The organism is Francisella adeliensis (assembly GCF_003290445.1).
GTDB lineage: Bacteria > Pseudomonadota > Gammaproteobacteria > Francisellales > Francisellaceae > Francisella > Francisella adeliensis.
In genome coordinates, this window is record NZ_CP021781.1 from 835370 (window position 1) to 854552 (window position 19183).

Genomic DNA, 19183 nt, shown 5'->3' on the forward strand with positions numbered 1-19183 from the left:
CAGAACTAAAATAAAAGGCTAGTTTTATGAGCAATGAAAAAAAAGATAACTTAGAAGAAAAAATTCTTGAAACAGAACAAAAAGTAGAAGAGGTTAATGATGCAGGTTCTGATGTTTTAGTACAAGAACAGCTTGAAAAGGCAAATGAAAAAATTGAAAGTATGCAGGATGAATATATTTCAATGAAAGAAGAGGTTTTAAGAGCTGCTGCTGAAGTTGAGAATATTCGCAAAAGAGCTGAAAGAGATGTTGCTAATGCACGTAAGTTTGGTATTGAAAAGTTTGCAAAAGAGTTGATGCCTGTTACAGATAGTATTGATCAAGCCTTAAAGCATGAAGTAAAGCTTGAAGAAGCTGTTGCTATGAAAGAAGGTGTTGAAATGACGGCTAAGATGTTGATAGATGTTTTAAAGAAAAATGGCTTAGAAGAATTAAATCCTATGGGCGAAAAATTTGACCCAAATTTCCATGAAGCAATGGCAATGGTACCAAATCCAGAGTTTGAAGATAATACTGTTTTTGATGTTTTTCAGAAGGGGTATCTGCTAAATGGTCGTGTGGTTAGGGCAGCAAAAGTAATAGTTGTAAAAAATTAAAAATATTTCTTGAAATATGTCATAACATAGCCATATATATAATAAAGAATTTGAATAAGTAATAAAAAATAAAATAACATAGGAGAATAATAAAATGGGAAAAATAATCGGAATAGATTTAGGAACTACTAACTCTTGCCTTGCAATTATGGATGGTAAGAATGCTAAAGTTATCGAGAATGCAGAAGGTCATAGAACTACTCCTTCAGTAGTAGCATACACTGATGGTGGTGAAATCTTAGTGGGTCAATCAGCTAAAAGACAAGCTGTAACAAATCCTGATGATACTTTCTTTGCTATCAAGAGACTTATTGGTCGTAAATATGATGATAAAGCAGTTCAAGATGATATTAAAAAGAAAGTACCTTATGCGGTAGTAAAAGCAGACAATGGAGATGCTTGGGTTTCTACTAAAGAAGGTAAGAAAATGGCGCCACCTCAAGTTTCAGCTGAAATCTTAAGAAAAATGAAGAAAACAGCAGAAGATTTCTTAGGTGAAACAGTTACAGAAGCTGTAGTTACAGTTCCAGCTTACTTTAATGATAGCCAAAGACAGGCTACTAAAGATGCTGGTAAAATTGCAGGACTTGATATTAAGAGAATTATCAATGAGCCAACAGCAGCAGCATTAGCTTATGGTGTAGACTCTAAAAAAGCAGAGCAAACTGTAGCAGTATATGATTTAGGTGGTGGTACATTTGATATCTCTATTATCGAAATTGCTGATGTAGATGGCGATAACCAAATCGAAGTATTATCTACTAATGGTGATACATTCCTTGGTGGTGAAGATTTTGACTTAGTTCTTATGGATTACTTAATTGATGAGTTCAAAAAAGAGCAAGGTATAGATCTTCATAATGATAAGCTAGCTCTACAAAGAGTAAGAGAAGCAGCTGAAAAAGCTAAAGTAGAATTGTCTTCTGCTCAGCAAACAGATGTAAACTTACCTTATGTAACAGCTGATGCTACAGGACCTAAACATTTAAATGTAAAAATCACTAGAGCTAAATTTGAATCTTTAGTTGGTGATCTTGTTACTAGATCTTTAGAGCCATGTAAAAAAGCTTTAGAAGATGCTGGTCTAAGCAAATCTGATATTACAGAAGTGCTTTTAGTAGGTGGACAAACTCGTATGCCTCTAGTACAAGAAAAAGTAAAAGAGTTCTTTGGTAAAGAGCCGCGTAAAGATGTAAACCCTGATGAAGCTGTGGCAGTTGGTGCAGCTATTCAAGGTGGTGTATTAGCAGGAGATGTTAAAGATGTATTGCTTCTTGATGTAACTCCTCTATCTGTAGGTATTGAGACTATGGGTGGTGTGATGACTAAGCTTATCGAGAGAAATACGACTATACCTACTAAGAAATCACAAGTATTCTCTACAGCTGAAGATAATCAGCCTGCAGTTACAATACATGTAATGCAAGGTGAGCGTGAAATGGCGTCAGCAAATAAATCTTTAGGTAGATTTGACTTAGCTGATATTCCACCAGCACCTCGTGGTATGCCACAAATTGAAGTAACTTTTGATGTTGATGCTAATGGTATTATGAATGTATCAGCTAAAGATAAAGCTACAGGCAAAGAGCAAAATATTGTGATCAAGTCTTGTGGTGGTATATCTGAAGAAGAAATCGAAAAAATGGTACAAGATGCTGAAGCTAATGCTGATTCAGACAAAAAGTTCCAAGAGCTTGTAGCTGTAAGAAATACTGCTGATAATTTAGTTCATAGCTCAAGAAAGGCTGTGAGTGAATTAGGTGAAAAAGTTACAGAAGAAGAAAAAGAAAAGATAGAAGTAGCTTGTAAAGAACTTGAAGAAGTTTTGAAAAGTGATGATAAAGAAGCTATTGAAGCAAAAACTAAAGCATTAGAAGAAGTTTTTACTCCTGTAGCTCAAAAAGCTTATGCTGAACAAGCGCAAGCTGCTGGTGCAGAAGGTGCTCAACCTCAAGAAGAAGCTAAGCAAGATGAAGATGTTGTTGACGCTGATTTTGAAGATGTTGATGATGCTAAAAAATAATCTAGCTAATAGTTAATTAAATAAAAAGGCACGGTTTATCCGTGCTTTTTTATTTGCTATAATGATGTGTCTTAAATTTTTAGGTTAAATACAATGCAACAGAAATGTTATTATGAAACTCTTAGCGTCTCAAAGACAGCTAGTGGTGTAGAAATAAAGCGAGCATATAGAAAGCTTGCTATGAAATATCATCCAGATAGAAACCCTGATGATAAAGAAGCTGAAATTAAGTTTAAAGAAATTTCAGAAGCTTATGAAATACTTAGTGATGATCAAAAAAGATCTCGTTACGACCAGTTTGGTCATGCTGGTGTTAATCAGCAAGCTGGTGGAGGCGGACAAGGTTTTGGTGGTTTTGAGGATATTTTTGATACATTCTTTGGCGGAGGTAATCAAAGAGGTGGCTCATCACGATCTAGACAGTCAAGAGGTAGTGATCTTGAATACACGCTTGAAATTTCTCTTGAAGAAGCATTCAATGGTGTAGAGAAAGAAATTAACATACCTAAAATGGCTAGTTGTGATACTTGTGATGGTACGGGATCAAAATCGAAATCAAAAGCTACTTGTCATGCTTGTCATGGTCAAGGAACTATACGCCGTCAGCAAGGTTTTTTTGCATTTGAGCAAACTTGCCCTGTATGTAACGGTAGCGGTTCAAGTGTAGCTGATCCATGTGATGATTGTCATGGTAATGGTAAGGTTAAGAAGCAAAAAACTCTCAAAGTAAAAATACCTGCTGGTGTTGATAATGGTGATAGAGTTCGCCTTCAAGGTGAAGGTGATGTCGGATCAAACGGAACGATGAATGGTGACCTGTATGTACAAGTTATGGTTAAAAAGCACAGCATTTTCGAAAGAAAAGATATAAATTTATATTGTGAAATGCCTATTTGTTTTACAACAGCATGTCTTGGAGGAACAATTAAAGTGCCTACGCTAGATGGAGAGGTTGAATTAAAAGTAGTTCCAGAAACTCAAACTGATAAAGTATTTCGTTTGAGGGAAAAAGGGATGAAACCTCTTCGAGGACAAAGACGTGGTGATTTGTTGTGTAAAGTGGTTGTCGAAACACCTATAAATTTAAACTCAGATCAAAAAGAACTTTTACAAAAGTTTGCCGAGAGTTTAGGTGAAGCATATGAAAGTAAACATTCTCCAAAAAGTAAAACATGGTTTGATAATGTTAAAGACTATGCTAAAAAGTTTTTTGATTAAATTGGTATTGCTCAGACTATAATTATAGCTTTAGCAACTAGTTATACTAATTCTAAAACAAGCTAAAATTTTCTAATCTTGTAAATGCTAGCTTTAACTCTTTAATTTTATTTCTTAAGTTTTAGTGTCTTTACACTATGCTTTAATTTTACTCTTTAAAATTTCATAGTAAAAATAAACATCTATGCTATAATACTTTTGTAATTAAATTCAACTTCTCGAATATAATTACGGAGATTAAAAATGTTAAGAATTACACAAGAAGCTATCACATTCGATGATGTGCTTTTAAGTCCTAGATACTCAAATGTATTGCCTCATGAAGTTTGTTTGAAAACAAATATTACTAAAGATATTGAGTTAAATATCCCTTTAGTTTCAGCTGCTATGGATACTGTTACAGAATCAAGACTTGCTATTGCTATTGCTCAAGAAGGCGGTTTAGGTATTATTCATAAAAATATGTCTATCGAAGCTCAGGCTCAAGAAGTGAAAAAAGTTAAAAGATTTGAAAATGGTATGGTTATAGATCCTGTAACTATTAAATCTCATAGCTCGATAAGAGAAATTATGCAGCTAGCTAAAGAGCATAATTTTTCAGGTTTTCCTGTCGTTGATGATAATAATCAAACAGTTGGTATAGTTACTAAAAGGGATTTTAGATTTGCTAAAGACTTGGAAGAGCCTGTTAGCTCAATTATGACACCTAAAGATAAGTTGGTAACTGTGCCAGAAAATGCTTCTCAAGGCTCAATCAAGAAAAAATTGCATGAGTATAAAATTGAGAAAGTTCTAGTTGTTGATGATAACGATCAGTTAGTAGGACTTATTACAACAAAAGATATTGAAAAATCTCAAAACAAACCTAATGCTTGTAAAGATTCTCTTGGTCGCTTGAGAGTCGGTGCTGCTGTTGGTACTGCTGCAAATACTAAAGAAAGAGTTACAGCTCTTGCAAGAGAAGGTGTTGATGTGGTTGTAGTTGATACTGCTCATGGTCATTCTCAAGGTGTGCTAGATATGGTTGAATGGGTGAAAGAGAACTTCCCTCATATACAAGTTATCGGCGGTAATATTGCAACAGCTGAAGCTGCTAAAGATCTAATTAAAGCTGGAGCTGATGCTGTTAAAGTTGGTATTGGTCCCGGTTCAATATGTACTACGCGTATAGTTGCAGGTGTTGGAGTGCCACAAATTAGTGCTATTTCAAATGTAGCATCTGCATTAGAGGGTACCGGTGTCCCAGTAATAGCTGATGGTGGTATTAGATTTTCAGGGGATATTGCAAAAGCGATAGTTGCAGGTGCTTCAGTTGTTATGGTCGGTGGGGTTTTTGCAGGAACTGAAGAGTCTCCTGGCGAAGTTGAGCTTTTCCAAGGTCGTTCATATAAATCATATCGTGGTATGGGTTCACTTGGTGCGATGGAGAAAGGTTCATCTGATAGATATTTCCAAGCAGATACAGATTCTAAAAAATTTGTACCAGAAGGTGTGGAAGGAAGAGTACCATATAAAGGTTTACTTGCTGCAGTTATTCATCAACTAATCGGTGGTGTAAGATCAAGTATGGGTTACACTGGTTCAAAAGATATTCAAACTATGCGTACAGAACCTACCTTTGTACAAATTACTGGTGCTGGTTTTAATGAATCTCATGTACATAATGTTACAATTACTAAAGAGCCACCTAATTATCAGTCTTAATACATTCTAATTATCTCTATAAAACTGTATAATCATAAGACATATATTTTTATTCTAAATTAGATGCATCCTGAACTTAAAAATACAGCGATACTTTTTTTAAATGGAAAAGTGGATGTTTCTTTTTGTGAAAGTTATATCTCTGAAAATTTCCCTATGCAATCTGTATATTGTGCTGATGGGGCATATAATAAAGTAAAAGCTTCAGAATTTATAAGTCCTAAAATAAAAAGAGTGATTGGAGATTTTGATTCATATAAAGCTGAGGATAATGATTTGTTTTTAGTTGATCACGATCAATATTCAACAGACTTTGAAAAATCATTAGAATATTTGTTGAAGCTTAGATTTTCTAAAGTAGTAGTATTTGGAGCTTCAGAAGGTGAGATGGATCACTTTCTAGCAAATATGTCTATAGCAAAATTATATGCACAGAAAATAGCTATAGAATTCGTTGATGGATATTCTCGATATTTTTTTATCCCTAAAAAATTCATGATTAAAGATGTTGAAGGAAAAATGTTTTCAATAATGCCTTTTGGCTGTGTTAAGAATATATATTATAATGGTTTGAAGTATCCATTGAATGGAGAAGATTTAGAATTTGGTGTGGCAACAGGTATTAGAAACTATGCTATAGAAAATGATGTGAGCATATCTTACTCAAATGGAAAAATTTTATTATTTATATCGCATAAAAAATATAAGGATCGCTTAAATGCAGTTTTGTAAAAAATTAAAAGAAAAGAGTTTAAACAATGTTAACCTGAAACAAGAGTTTGCTGATGACAGTAATCGTTTAGAAAAATTTTCTATAACTCATGAAGAAATTTTTTATGATTTTTCAAAAAACCTTATAGATGATGACGCTTTTAATGAGCTTATAAATCTAGCTAAAAATTCAGGGTTAAAAGCCAAAATTCAAGCAATGTTTAGTGGTGAGAAGATTAATCTTACTGAGGATAGAGCTGTTTTACATACAGCTTTGCGTAGCTCATCTAATATAGGCATATGTGTTGACGGTGAGGATGTTGCTAAAGAAGTACAGAAAGAAAAAGCTCGAGTAAAAGAATTGGTTAGAAAAGTAACCACTGGTGAATGGTTAGGATTTTCAGGTAAAAAAATAACAGATGTTGTTAATATAGGTATCGGAGGTTCTGATTTAGGTCCTAAGATGGTTGCAAGAGCACTAAAACCATATCACACAGATTTAAATATTCACTTTGTTTCAAATGTTGATGCAGATTCTCTTTTGCAAGCACTTCATGTAGTGCATCCTGAGACTACACTCTTCATTGTGGCATCTAAATCTTTTTCTACAGAAGAAACTCTTTTAAATTCTATGTCTGCGAGAGAGTGGTTACTTGATCATTATGAAAATGACAAATCTGTAGCTAATCATTTTGTCGCAATCTCTAGTAAGCTTGATAAGGTTGAAGAGTTTGGTATAGATCTGGAACATTGCTATAAAATGTGGGACTGGGTTGGTGGTAGATACTCTCTATGGTCATCTATTGGTATGTCGATAGCTTTTGCGGTAGGTTATGATAATTTTGAGAAACTTTTAGCTGGTGCTGAATCTATAGATAAGCATTTTCAAGAAGCTAGTTTTGAGAAAAATATTCCAGTGATTATGGCTCTTTTAACAAATTTTTATGGTTGTGAATATAATGCTCAGTCTCAAGCATTGCTGCCGTATGATGAAAGATTATGTTACTTTATGGACTATCTACAACAAGCAGATATGGAGAGTAATGGTAAGTCAGTAAATCTTGATGGTGAAACTGTTGACTATCAAACAGCAACAGTTCTTTGGGGTGGAGTTGGTACAAATGGTCAGCATGCTTTTCATCAGTTATTACATCAAGGTAATGTTTTCATACCAGTAGATTTTATTGCTGTGGCAAATAGTTACCATAAATACGATAATCATCAAGAAGCCTTGTTAGCAAACTGCTTTGCTCAGTCTCAGGCGCTAATGTTTGGACAATCATATCAAATGGTATATAATGAGCTGTTAAAATCTGGTATGACAGATGTAGAAGCTAAAAAAATAGCCCCTCATAAAGTCATACCTGGCAATAGACCTAGTAGTACGATTCTTCTAGAGGAATTAAATCCTTATAACTTGGGTGCATTGATTGCTTTATATGAGCATAAGATATTTGTCCAAGGTGTATTGTGGGACATAAATAGTTACGATCAATGGGGTGTTGAGCTTGGTAAAAAGCTTGGTAAAAATATTTTGAAAGCTATGGAAGATATGGACTCGAATGAATTTAAAGAGTTAGACCAATCAACTAAAAATTTAATAGCTAAGGTAAACAGGTAGGATGATTAATAGTAAAAGAAAAGGTTTTTCATTAGTAGAGTTGATGGTAGTAATAGCTATTATGACTATATTAATGATGGCTGCAATAAGCTCTTTTACTTTCTACTATAAAACGTTTGCTCAAACACGATTAACGAATTTACAAAAGCTTATTGAATATTCTGTTATTAGAGCAAGAACAGATGGTACTACAGTTATTATATGTGCTGCAGCATCTAATAGTTTTGATGGTAATGGTAAGCTTGCAACTGGTTCAGAATGTAATGGAGATACATGTTTTAATTGCTCTGATAGTTCTTCGTGGGGAGATAGTGCAATAGTGGCCTTTGAGAGTACAGATGGATCAGAAAACTATAATAATAATGAAGATACTGTTATCGCAAACTTAGCTGAAGGTCATGGTGAACATATTTATTTAAATTTTAATACAGGTAATGAAATAGAGATAAAGCCAAATGGTTTTATGGTTAATGGTAATGGTAATGTTGTTTATTGTGATAGGGATAATAAATATCAGGCGGCACTGATTACAAATATAGTCGGTAGAACAATATATACAGATGAAGCAACTAGAAACGGAACAACTTTTACTTGTAGTAGTTAGTTTTTTATTTTTATAAAGGAGAAAATAATGTCAAACGATAGAATACCAATGACTCCAGCGGGAGAAAATGCTTTAAGAGAAGAGTTGAATCAACTTAAAAAAGTTGAAAGACCAACAATAATAACTGCAATAGCAGATGCTCGAGATCATGGTGATTTGAAAGAAAATGCTGAGTATCATGCAGCTCGTGAAAGACAGGGTATTATCGAAGGACGTATTAAAGATATTGAAGCTAAGCTTTCAAATGCTCAGGTAATAGATGTTACTAAGTTAAATGTGAATGGTATGGTTGTCTTTGGAGCTACAGTTACAGTGATAAATATAAAAACTGAAGAAGAGACAACTTATCAGATCGTAGGTGAAGATGAAGCAGATATTGAGCACAATAAAATATCAGTAATAGCACCTTTAGCAAGATCTCTAATAAAGAAAGAGGAAGGAGATGAGTTTGTTCTTGACACTCCTAAAGGTAAAGTTACTTACGAAGTCGTTGAAGTGCAGTATATCTAAATCTATCTTTTCTCAAAACCTATTTTAAGTCTATCTATGAAAAAAATTATCATTAATGGTGCTAAAACACATAATCTTAAAAATATTGATGTTGAAATACCTAGAGATAAACTTACTGTAATCACAGGTTTAAGTGGTTCAGGTAAGTCATCATTAGCATTCGATACTCTTTATGCTGAAGGGCAAAGAAGGTATGTGGAGTCACTATCATCTTATGCTAGGCAATTTTTGTCAATGATGGATAAGCCAGAGGTTGAGCATATAGAAGGGCTTTCACCAGCAATATCTATTGATCAAAAAACCACTTCTCATAACCCGCGTTCTACAGTTGGAACTGTAACTGAAATTTATGACTATCTAAGAGTGTTTTTTGCTAGAGCGGGAAGTCCAAAGTGTCCTACTCATCATATAGAGCTAAAAGCACAAACTGTTAGCCAAATGGTTGATAAAGTTTTAGAGTTTGATGATAGTACGAGGCTTATGATATTGGCACCAGTTGTATCTGAGAAAAAGGGAACGCATAATACCCTAATGGAAAAAATTCTTTCTCAAGGATATATAAGAGTACGCATAAATGGCGAGTTTTATAACCTTGATGAAGAGCACCCAGAATTAGATCGCTATAAGAAACATAATATAGATGTAGTTGTCGATCGCTTTAAACCTAAAAAAGATAATGACCAGCGTATAGCTGAATCTATAGAAACGGCTTTAGACTTGGGTAATGGTATTATTAAAGTTGCAAATATGAATGAAGAAAATTTTCAAGATGTATTATTTTCTTCAAAGCATGCTTGCCCACTATGTAATTTTGCATTAAAAGAGTTAACACCGAGAATATTCTCATTCAATAGTCCTTTAGGAGCTTGTACAAGTTGTGATGGACTAGGTGTTAAAGAATTTTTTGATGAACAAAAAGTTATTGTTGATAAATCATTATCGTTGAAAGTTGGAGCAATAGTTAAGTGGAGCAAGGGTAATCAATACTATTATTCTCAACTAGAATCTTTAGCAAAACATTATAAGTTCTCTTTAGAAACTCCTTTTGAAAAGCTTTCGACAGAATTACAAAACATCATACTTTATGGTTCTGGTAATGAAATTATAGAAATGACTATCGACTCAATTCGTGGTGGCAGACAAACTAGGTCAAAAACTTTTGAGGGAGTTATTCCTCATTTTGAGCGTCGTTATTATGAATCAGATTCAGATATGGTCAAAAAAGACCTTTATGAATATATGAGTAACCTTAAATGTAAAACTTGTGGTGGAGCTAGAGTTGGCGAATATGCTCGTAATATTTTTATAGCTGAAAAAAATATTGCAGATATTTGTGCATTATCTATTGAAGATTTATTAAGTTGGCTTGATGGATTAAAGTTTGTTGGACAACAGCAAAAAATAGCAGAAAACCTTCTTAAAGAGATAAAACTTCGTGTTACATTTTTACAAAATGTTGGGCTTGAATACTTATCACTTTCGCGCCAAGCAGATACACTGTCTGGTGGTGAGGCTCAGAGAATTAGGTTAGCGAGTCAAATTGGTGCAGGTTTAGTTGGGGTGATGTATATCCTTGATGAACCATCTATAGGACTTCATCAGCGAGATAATCAACGCCTGTTAGATGCACTGCATAATCTTAAAGATTTAGGCAACACTGTAATTGTTGTTGAGCATGATGAGGATGCGATTAAGCAAGCTGATTTTGTTATTGATATGGGACCTATGGCGGGTGTTCATGGTGGTGAAGTCGTTGCTGCAGGGACATATGATACTATCATTAAAAATAAGAAATCACTTACAGCAGATTATTTAAGTGGTCGTAAAAAAATTGAAGTTCCTAAGAAAAGATTAAAAGCTAAAAGTAATAATTATCTTGAAATTAAAGGAGCTACAGGTAATAACCTTCATGGCGATGATTTAAAAATACCTATGGGAGTACTTACTTGTGTAACAGGTGTGTCAGGCTCTGGTAAATCTACGCTAATAAATAAAACCCTATATCCATTAGCATCAAGGCTTTTAAATAGAAGTAGCTTAGTACCTATGGAATATAAGTCTCATAAAGGTTTTAATCACTTAGATAAAGTTATAGATATTGACCAGTCACCAATTGGAAGAACTCCAAGATCAAACCCTGCAACTTATACAGGTGTATTTACACCAATTAGAGAAATGTTTGCTGCAACAGCTGAATCTCGAGCAAGAGGCTATAGCCCTGGTAGATTCAGTTTTAATGTGAGAGGTGGTAGGTGTGAAGCTTGCCAAGGTGATGGTGTCATAAAAGTAGAGCTGCATTTCTTGGCAGATGTATATGTAGCTTGTGATGTATGTAATGGTAAACGATATAATCGTGAAACTTTATCTGTACATTATAAAGGTAAAAATATTTACGAAGTACTTGATATGACAGTTGAGGAAGGTTTGAAATTTTATGATGCTGTACCAAGCATTAAAAGCAAGCTCGAAGCATTGATGAGTGTAGGACTTTCTTATATAAAATTAGGTCAAAGTGCTACTACACTTTCTGGTGGTGAAGCTCAACGAGTGAAATTAGCAAAAGAGCTAGCAAAACGCTCGACAGGCAAGACTTTATATATAATGGATGAGCCTACAACAGGACTTCATTTTTATGATATTCATCAGTTGCTTAAAGTTATTACAAGCTTGCGTGATAAAGGTAATACTGTGATTATCATTGAGCATAATCTTGATGTGATAAAAATGGCAGATTGGCTAATAGATCTTGGACCAGAGGGCGGTAATAAGGGTGGACAAATAATATTTGAAGGAGTACCTGAAGATATTATAAAATGTAAAGAATCTTATACTGGGAAATATCTTCAAGATATGTTGTAATTAATTTTATAACTAAATAAATTAAAAATGCTTAATTTTTATCGTATAGATATAAAACGACTAGCTAAAAAGCATTTTTTTTAATATAGTATACTAGTCAAAAATCAATTTAATTTCTAAAATTAAAAGGGCATAAATAAACAATATGGCAGATAAAAACGACAATAAGAACAATATGATGAAAAATATTGTTTTTTGGATCTTAATTATTGGTGGTATGTTACTACTATTTAATGGTGTAAATGAATCGACTAATTCGTCAAAGAGCATTAATTACTCAACATTTGTATCAAAGTTAAAAGATAATGGCATTACTTCTGTAGATGTTGATGGGAGAACAATAACCGGAAAGACAAGCTCTGGTGAAGATTTTGTAACATACGCACCTTTACTAGATAGTAGTCTTGTAAATAAGCTTGAAGATAGCAAAACAGCAATTAAGGCTAAAGCACCACAAAAACCTAATTTATTTGTGGCGTTTTTACTTAACTGGTTACCTATGCTACTTATATTTGGTTTCTTCATCTTTATGATGATGAAAGCTGGCGGAGGCGGAAAGGGAGGTCCTTTCTCTGTAGGTAAAAGTAAAGCTAAGCTGCTAGGTGAAGATCAAATTAAAGTAACTCTTGATGATGTGGCTGGTGTAGAAGAAGCAAAAGAAGAAGTCGGCGAGATAGTTGACTTTTTACGTGAGCCTAAAAAGTATGAAAAAATTGGTGGTAAAATACCAAAAGGTGTACTTATGGTTGGACCTCCTGGTACTGGTAAAACATTGCTTGCAAGAGCAATTGCAGGTGAAGCTAAAGTACCATTTTTCTCAATCTCAGGCTCAGATTTTGTTGAGATGTTTGTTGGTGTTGGTGCTTCAAGAGTACGAGACATGTTTGAACAAGCAAAGAAAAAAGCTCCATGCTTGGTATTTATTGATGAGATAGATGCAGTTGGTCGTCATCGTGGCTCAGGTATGGGTGGTGGTAATGATGAGCGTGAGCAAACTCTTAACCAACTACTTGTAGAAATGGATGGTTTTGCAGATAATGAAGGTGTAATTGTAATTGCTGCTACTAATAGACCAGATGTGCTAGATAATGCACTTTTAAGACCTGGTCGTTTTGATAGACAAGTAAATGTAGGCTTACCGACAGTTAAAGGTCGTGAAGCTATACTTAAAGTTCACATGAAGAAAATCACTACAGGTGATGATATTAGAGCAGATTGGATTGCTCGTGGAACACCTGGCTTTTCTGGTGCTGAACTTGCAAACCTTGTAAATGAAGCTGCTTTATTTGCTGCGCGTGAATCAAAAGAAGTTGTAACAATGGCGGAATTTGAGCAGGCAAAAGATAAGATATTGATGGGATCTGAAAGAAGATCTATGGCAATGACTGAGAAAGAGAAAAAGCTTACGGCTTATCATGAAGCAGGTCATGCTATTATTGGTAGATTGATGCCGGAACATGATCCTGTATATAAAGTTAGTATTATCCCACGAGGTCGTGCTTTAGGTGTTACTATGTATATGCCGGATGGTGATACTGTGAGTCAAAGTAGACTTATTCTTCAAGGTAGATTATGTAGTATTTTTGGAGGTAGATTAGCTGAGGAACTTATATTTGGTTATGATCATGTAACTACTGGTGCATCTAATGATATACAAGTGGCTACAGATATAGCTAGAAATTATGTGGCCAAATGGGGTTTATCTGATGCTATGGGTACTATTTTGTACGACGTGGAAGATGATGGGCCATTTGGTGGAAGTGGCGGTAAGTCTGCTAAACTTTCTGATAATACCCTTCAAGAAGTTGATAAAGAGGTTCGCAAGCTTATAGATTCTAGCTATGCTAGAGCTAAAAAAGTACTTGAAGAAAATGTTGATATACTTCACTCTATGTCTGAAGCACTGATGAAATATGAAACTATAGATGCTATGCAAGTTGATGACTTGATGGAGCGTCGTGAAGTTAGAGAACCTGGTGATTATGGGGATAGTTATAAGCCTAAAGAAGAGGGTGTTGTAGTAGCTCCAGAAATTGAAGAAATAAAAAATGATGAAAACAATCAAGATTAATTAGTTTAAAATAGAGTAGCGAGGAATAAGTCATGTCATTACCAACCCCACATATAGAAGTTACAAATAAAGATCAATTTGCTAAAACAGTAATTATGCCAGGAGATCCACTAAGAGCTAGGTTTATAGCAGAGAACTACCTTGAAAATGTAGAAAAGATTAATAATGTAAGGAATATGTTTGCATATACTGGAACATTTAAAGGTCATAAAGTAAGTGTAATGGGCTCAGGAATGGGTATGCCAAGTATGGGTATCTATGCAAATGAGTTATTTAAGGACTATGATGTTGATAGTATTATTCGTATAGGATCATGTGGTTCATATGATGCTGACTATAAAGTTTATGATGTGGTGCTTATTGAAGAGGCTTATGGTGAATCTGACTTTATTGAGATTGTAACAGGTGAGAAGGTTAAAGATATCAAACCTAGTAACCTGCTAAACAAAGCTCTTGAAACATCAGCTAAACAACAAAATACAGAATTAAAAAAAGTTAAAGCACACTGTACAGATGTGTTTTATAGAAAAAACTTTAATGATTTTGTATCTATCAATAAAGAACATAATTGCCAAGTAGTTGAGATGGAAACAGCAGCTTTATTTTCAGTTGCTAAAGCGTTAGGTAAGAAAGCATCTGCTATAATGACTATATCAGATTGTTTGGTCACAGGTCAGACAACAACATCAGAAGAAAGACAAGATACTTTTACTAAAATGATGGAAGTTGCCTTAGGAACTCTAGAATTATAATTATAATTTTTTTTAATCAAAATTTACCTTTCTTTCTGTAGTCGTTTTATCGTTATTTCTAATAGTTGATACTATCTAAAGAGCTTACTTATCTTTGAGCAAATTTCTATTAATTATTAGGTTTAATATTTTACTATTAAATAACTATGTTTTAAATTTTATATTTGGTATTATCAAACAACATACTATATTAACTTAATTATTACACTTATGGTTTTTATAAGAAATACAAAATTCAGGTTGATTTTAGCATTATTTTTGCTTATACCTTCGGTATTACTTGCTTCACAAAAGGAATATCATATCCAAACTTTTGATTCTGGGTTTGGAGGTTTCTTTACAGCTAAAGCCATAGAAGAAAAAGCAAAAGAGGTTGTTAAAGATTATGATGTATCATTTAAAATTTCACATTTAGGTGATACAAAAAATGCTCCCTATGGAGAAAAAGAGCCAGAAGCTATTGGTTTCTTTACAGCATTTAATCTTAGTGATATTTTTCAAGCTGGGACTCCAGATATGACTTTTGTTGCATGTAATACAGCATCAACAAGAAGAAATCAGGCAAATAGCATTATTGATTCTATGTATGGCGACTCTAAAAGTAAGAGTATATCTTATGTTATTTCAGCATCGACTAATCGTGTCAAAAACTTGCTAAAACCTGTATTATCCAAGCAAAATGTAGCAAATATATCTATAATATCGACTCCAGCAACATTGAAATCAAAAGCTTATCCAGAAGCTTTAGCAAAACTTTATGGTGGAAAATTAACATCACAGAAGATTACAAAAATAGTCCAAGATAGATGGTATAAGAAAAATATAAAAGAAGATATAACATCTCTAACTAGAGTAAGCACCATTGAATTTGGCAATAAAAAGATATTTATCTATCAGCTTGCTCCTGCAAACTGGGTTGATCTTATTGAGCATGGAGCATCAAAGAAAGTAAAAGAAGAAATAGTTTTTCGTGATTTGAAGTTATTAAAAACTATAATTCCAGCAGGTACAAAAATTGATGTATTTGGTGAGTTTTGTACGCACTATCCTGTAGTTGATAGCATTATAAAAAATGATACTAAAGGAATAAAGACAAATAAAACTCAATATATATTACAAGGACCTTTAATGGCTAACCTCTTTTTAGAAAGACTTAAACCAGAGATACAGCAGTATAAAAGACAAACACCTCTAACAGATGGTGATGAACTACAAAAACTATATAAAGAACTAAAACCATCAATTGTAGTTACTGGTGATAATGTAAAAGAAACAAGAGAGTTAGTAAACACTATATTCCATGATAATAACCAAACAAAGATAGTGTCTAGTAATCCATAATTATCATCTAACCTCAGACGTTTTGTACATATCAATAAAGAGTATAACTGCCAAGTAGTTACGATGGAAGCATCTGCTATAATGACTATATCAGATTGTTTAGTAACAGCTCAGACAACAACATCAGAAGAAAGACAAGATACTTTTACTAAAATGATGGAAGTCGCCTTAGGAACTTTAGAATTATAATTTTTTTAATCAAACTTTAGATTTCTCTTTTCTGTAGAAGCACTTTATAACAAATAGTTATTCCTAACCATACAATTATTATTACAAGAAGAGCAATTGCTATACTACCAAACAATCTGAAAAACAATTTTGCTTGAGTAGTTAAATCATGTGCTTTTGATATATCTTGTTCTGCTGAAAATTGAGCTAATTTAGCTGAGCTAAGTTCAGCAATACTACTTGTATAGAGTGTATATAATGCGGCCATAAAACCTGCATATTTTGCTCCACCTGCTTTTGTGATGTTTGATAGTGCTATAGGATTTATAAATAGCTCTGCTGCACCAAGTAAAGAAATAGATATAGCTACCCATATAATTGAACTTTTTCCTGTGGCTGTTGCTAAGTATGCTGAAAAAGCTAGTAGTGAAAATGAAAGAAACTGTAATATAAAACCAAAAGAAAAGCGCATCATCTGTTTGTAGTTTTGAGCAGGTTTGTTTTTCTGCCATGCAATTGAGATGATGACTCCAAGAATAATTATAGTTAAAGGGTTGATACATATCAGTACAGAGGCCGGTATTGTAAACCCAGCTATTTGAGAGGAGATGTTTCTATCTATGAATACTTCAAATGAAGTGAATATCATATCATCAAAAACCCAAAATAATAGAGCAAAAATAATGAATGGAATTGCAAATAAAAGTTTTGAGCTATGCTGCTTATTTTTTAGTATTAAAGCTATAAATGCGATTGTAGCTATTATGGATACGCTACTAACAAGATATGTTTCATATTCATTTTGAATAACTAATACTGCAACAGCAATAATACAAAAACTAATCAAGGCTATAAATAGACCTTTCAGTAATCTTTTTATATGATTCTCACTATAGTTTGGTATAACATTTGGTATATGTTTTGAGCCTGCTATAAAGATTAGTATACCAATCAACATACCTACACCAGCTATACTAAAACCATACTCATAGCCAAACATATATGCTACATATCCACAAATTATTGGAGCAAGAGTACCTCCAGCATTACCACCTAGGTATAGTAATATAAATCCGCTATCTCGCTTGGGATGATTTTCAGGGTAAAGTTGATTTACTAAGCATGCAATATTACTTTCAAAGTATCCAAAGCCACAAATTATAAACGCAAGAGCTACAAAAAATAAATCGTTAGGATCTAATCCTAGAATGAAATGCCCACATGTCATAAGTAGACCCCCTAAGATAAGAGCATTTCTAAAACCAAGTATTTTATCTGCAATTACACCACCTAATAATGGGGCTAAGTATGCTAATGCTGTAAAAGCCCCATATATTGCATAAGAATAGTGATCAGTAAATTTAAGTTGGTTTATTAAATATAGTACAAATATAGCTCTCATGCCGTAAAAACTAAAATATTCAAACATGTAGAGTATGCTTACGAACCATATTCCTTTAGGATGTTTATTGCTATGAACTTCCATTATTTTTCCTTACGATAAACTCTCTTTTAATTTACTTATTTGTTTTTTAGCTTGAGTATTATCTTGTTTAATAATTTTCTTGGTATTTTGATCATATTCAATTTGAATTTCAATTTTCTGTAATTTTGAAAACATCGTATGTTTTTGTAATATATCAATAAATTGTTGGTGTAATTCTTTTATTTTAGCTTTTAGTATTTCTTTATTGCTTCTAACTATTATTTTGGTAGCAGAGTAATAGATAATGTCGGTATCTTGTAAATAGGGTATGTTTAATTTATGAAGCTGTTTATTTGCTACCTCATTTGAAGAAGCTAAGTGATTTGCTCGAGATATCAGTTCTTTGTTAGCATAGGTGGTGTTTTTAATCTTATGTCTAGTTTTATGATTTTGTATTTTGTCTAGCTTCTCTGGTACTATTTTGATGCTCATATACCTAATTACTCATGGTTTTTGTTTAATTGAAAATAAAATTCATCACATGCGTTGGTTATTGCGTTATCCCGACCTTTTTTTGAACATGTTTTTATTTTATATGATTCTGTATTTAACTGTTTAGATAAGCTGTCTTGTATCTGTAGTTCTAGCTTAGTATTTATGCAGTATTTATAATCTTTATTTGATGTATCGTAATCAGTTAACTTAAGAGTTAAACTTAGATTAGATAACTGCTTTTTAGTGATATTAAACCCATTAGCAAAAATATGTTTTTTTAAAGTATCATAGAAATAACCACTATTATTACGATCTATATAAATATTTATATTTCTTTTAATATTTAGATTCTGATTATCTATGTTATTCAAACTATACATATATGTAGCAATATCTGTATCTGGATTAAGTATAAGTAGGGTTCTCAAGCTACTTTTGATTTTGGTTATATTTTTATCAATTTTTTTTGTTAAATTAAATCTTGTAAGGGAATTTTTATTTTCAATTGAGCTTAAAAGAAGTTTTGACTCTTCAAGATTAGCTTTAATGATTTTATGCAAGGTTGTTATAGTTTCTTTAATGTTAACCTGCAACTCAACATAGGTGGTGCCATTAGAGTTTGTTTGGTTAATTATACTATAGTTTGGCACGCTAATTTGAGCTGTAGTAGTTGATACTTGTTGTATTAGTCTTTGAGAAATATTTTTATTTTCAGAAATTGTCTGTAATGATGTGTTTGCAGATACTGAAACTTGAAGCCTTTGAGCCATATCGGCTAAAGCATTATTTATGGATTTACTAAAAGTTTCTCCGGCACCTACACCATAAATAAAAAGATCATCATTATTTGGGGTATTATCGATCCAAGTTGGAGGTATGGGCTTTTTAAAGGGGTTATTATAGCTCTCAGATGTTTTAGGAGCTTTATGTTTCTTTTCTTTAGAAAAAGGTGAAAATTGTTCTTTTGTATTTGTAGATGAACAACCAAATATCGTAAAACCAGTAATTAAAACTACTATTATTTTTAATCGGGAGGTGTTCATCTGTTTTATATTTGCAAAATTAGCTCTTAATACGAGTATGT

At 33.1% G+C, this 19183-nt stretch carries 16 protein-coding genes; 13 read left to right on the plus strand and 3 right to left on the minus strand.

What is annotated here, in order from left to right:
* Window positions 1-26: 26 nt before the first annotated feature.
* The 13 genes from grpE (at window position 27) to CDH04_RS10035 (ending at window position 16199) form a co-directional block, all read left to right on the plus strand.
* On the plus strand, window positions 27-596 hold the full coding sequence (gene grpE, locus CDH04_RS04095) for a nucleotide exchange factor GrpE (RefSeq protein WP_112869813.1): 570 nt from the start codon (window positions 27-29) through the stop codon (window positions 594-596).
* 94 nt (window positions 597-690) lie between these two features.
* On the plus strand, window positions 691-2619 hold the full coding sequence (dnaK, locus tag CDH04_RS04100; protein WP_112869814.1) for a molecular chaperone DnaK: 1929 nt from the start codon (window positions 691-693) through the stop codon (window positions 2617-2619).
* Window positions 2620-2712: 93 nt separating this feature from the next.
* The gene (gene dnaJ / locus CDH04_RS04105; RefSeq protein WP_112869815.1) at window positions 2713-3837 is read left to right on the plus strand and encodes a molecular chaperone DnaJ; all 1125 of its coding nucleotides are present in this window, start codon (window positions 2713-2715) and stop codon (window positions 3835-3837) included.
* 243 nt (window positions 3838-4080) lie between these two features.
* On the plus strand, window positions 4081-5541 hold the full coding sequence (guaB, locus tag CDH04_RS04110) for an IMP dehydrogenase (protein WP_112869816.1): 1461 nt from the start codon (window positions 4081-4083) through the stop codon (window positions 5539-5541).
* 63 nt (window positions 5542-5604) lie between these two features.
* A complete protein-coding gene (locus CDH04_RS04115; RefSeq protein WP_112869817.1) occupies window positions 5605-6273 on the plus strand; it encodes a thiamine diphosphokinase in 669 nt (222 codons plus the stop codon).
* Window positions 6260-7873 carry a glucose-6-phosphate isomerase gene (gene pgi / locus CDH04_RS04120; protein WP_112869818.1) on the plus strand — a complete coding sequence of 538 codons (1614 nt, stop codon included), beginning with the start codon at window positions 6260-6262 and terminating at the stop codon, window positions 7871-7873. Before CDH04_RS04115 ends, pgi begins: the two co-directional genes overlap by 14 nt.
* Window position 7874: 1 nt before the next feature.
* On the plus strand, window positions 7875-8477 hold the full coding sequence (locus CDH04_RS04125) for a pilus assembly FimT family protein (RefSeq protein WP_112869819.1): 603 nt from the start codon (window positions 7875-7877) through the stop codon (window positions 8475-8477).
* A gap of 27 nt (window positions 8478-8504) precedes the next feature.
* Window positions 8505-8987, plus strand: a complete 483-nt coding sequence (gene greA / locus CDH04_RS04130) for a transcription elongation factor GreA (protein WP_112869820.1) — start codon at window positions 8505-8507, stop codon at window positions 8985-8987.
* A 36-nt stretch (window positions 8988-9023) separates the two neighbouring features.
* Complete coding sequence (gene uvrA, locus CDH04_RS04135) at window positions 9024-11846, plus strand: excinuclease ABC subunit UvrA (protein WP_112869821.1); 2823 nt, start codon at window positions 9024-9026, stop codon at window positions 11844-11846.
* Between the two features lie 145 nt (window positions 11847-11991).
* The gene (gene ftsH, locus CDH04_RS04140) at window positions 11992-13917 is read left to right on the plus strand and encodes an ATP-dependent zinc metalloprotease FtsH (RefSeq protein ID WP_162699195.1); all 1926 of its coding nucleotides are present in this window, start codon (window positions 11992-11994) and stop codon (window positions 13915-13917) included.
* A gap of 32 nt (window positions 13918-13949) precedes the next feature.
* On the plus strand, window positions 13950-14669 hold the full coding sequence (gene deoD / locus CDH04_RS04145) for a purine-nucleoside phosphorylase (protein ID WP_112869822.1): 720 nt from the start codon (window positions 13950-13952) through the stop codon (window positions 14667-14669).
* A 210-nt stretch (window positions 14670-14879) separates the two neighbouring features.
* A complete protein-coding gene (locus CDH04_RS04150) occupies window positions 14880-16010 on the plus strand; it encodes a hypothetical protein (RefSeq protein WP_112869823.1) in 1131 nt (376 codons plus the stop codon).
* A 63-nt stretch (window positions 16011-16073) separates the two neighbouring features.
* The gene (locus tag CDH04_RS10035) at window positions 16074-16199 is read left to right on the plus strand and encodes a hypothetical protein (protein WP_265575282.1); all 126 of its coding nucleotides are present in this window, start codon (window positions 16074-16076) and stop codon (window positions 16197-16199) included.
* Between the two features lie 16 nt (window positions 16200-16215).
* On the opposite strand, the gene CDH04_RS04160 is transcribed toward CDH04_RS10035, so the two are convergent.
* The 3 genes from CDH04_RS04160 to CDH04_RS04170 are packed head-to-tail and all read right to left on the minus strand — an operon-like array spanning window position 16216 to window position 19142.
* Window positions 16216-17664: a peptide MFS transporter gene (locus CDH04_RS04160; RefSeq protein ID WP_112869824.1), complete on the minus strand. Its 1449-nt coding sequence runs from the start codon at window positions 17662-17664 to the stop codon at window positions 16216-16218.
* 9 nt (window positions 17665-17673) lie between these two features.
* Window positions 17674-18096, minus strand: coding sequence for a hypothetical protein (locus CDH04_RS04165; RefSeq protein ID WP_112869825.1), 423 nt, complete (start codon window positions 18094-18096; stop codon window positions 17674-17676).
* Between the two features lie 8 nt (window positions 18097-18104).
* Entirely contained in the window at window positions 18105-19142 is a 1038-nt protein-coding gene (locus CDH04_RS04170) for an LPP20 family lipoprotein (RefSeq protein ID WP_112869826.1), read from the minus strand.
* Window positions 19143-19183: the final 41 nt, after the last annotated feature.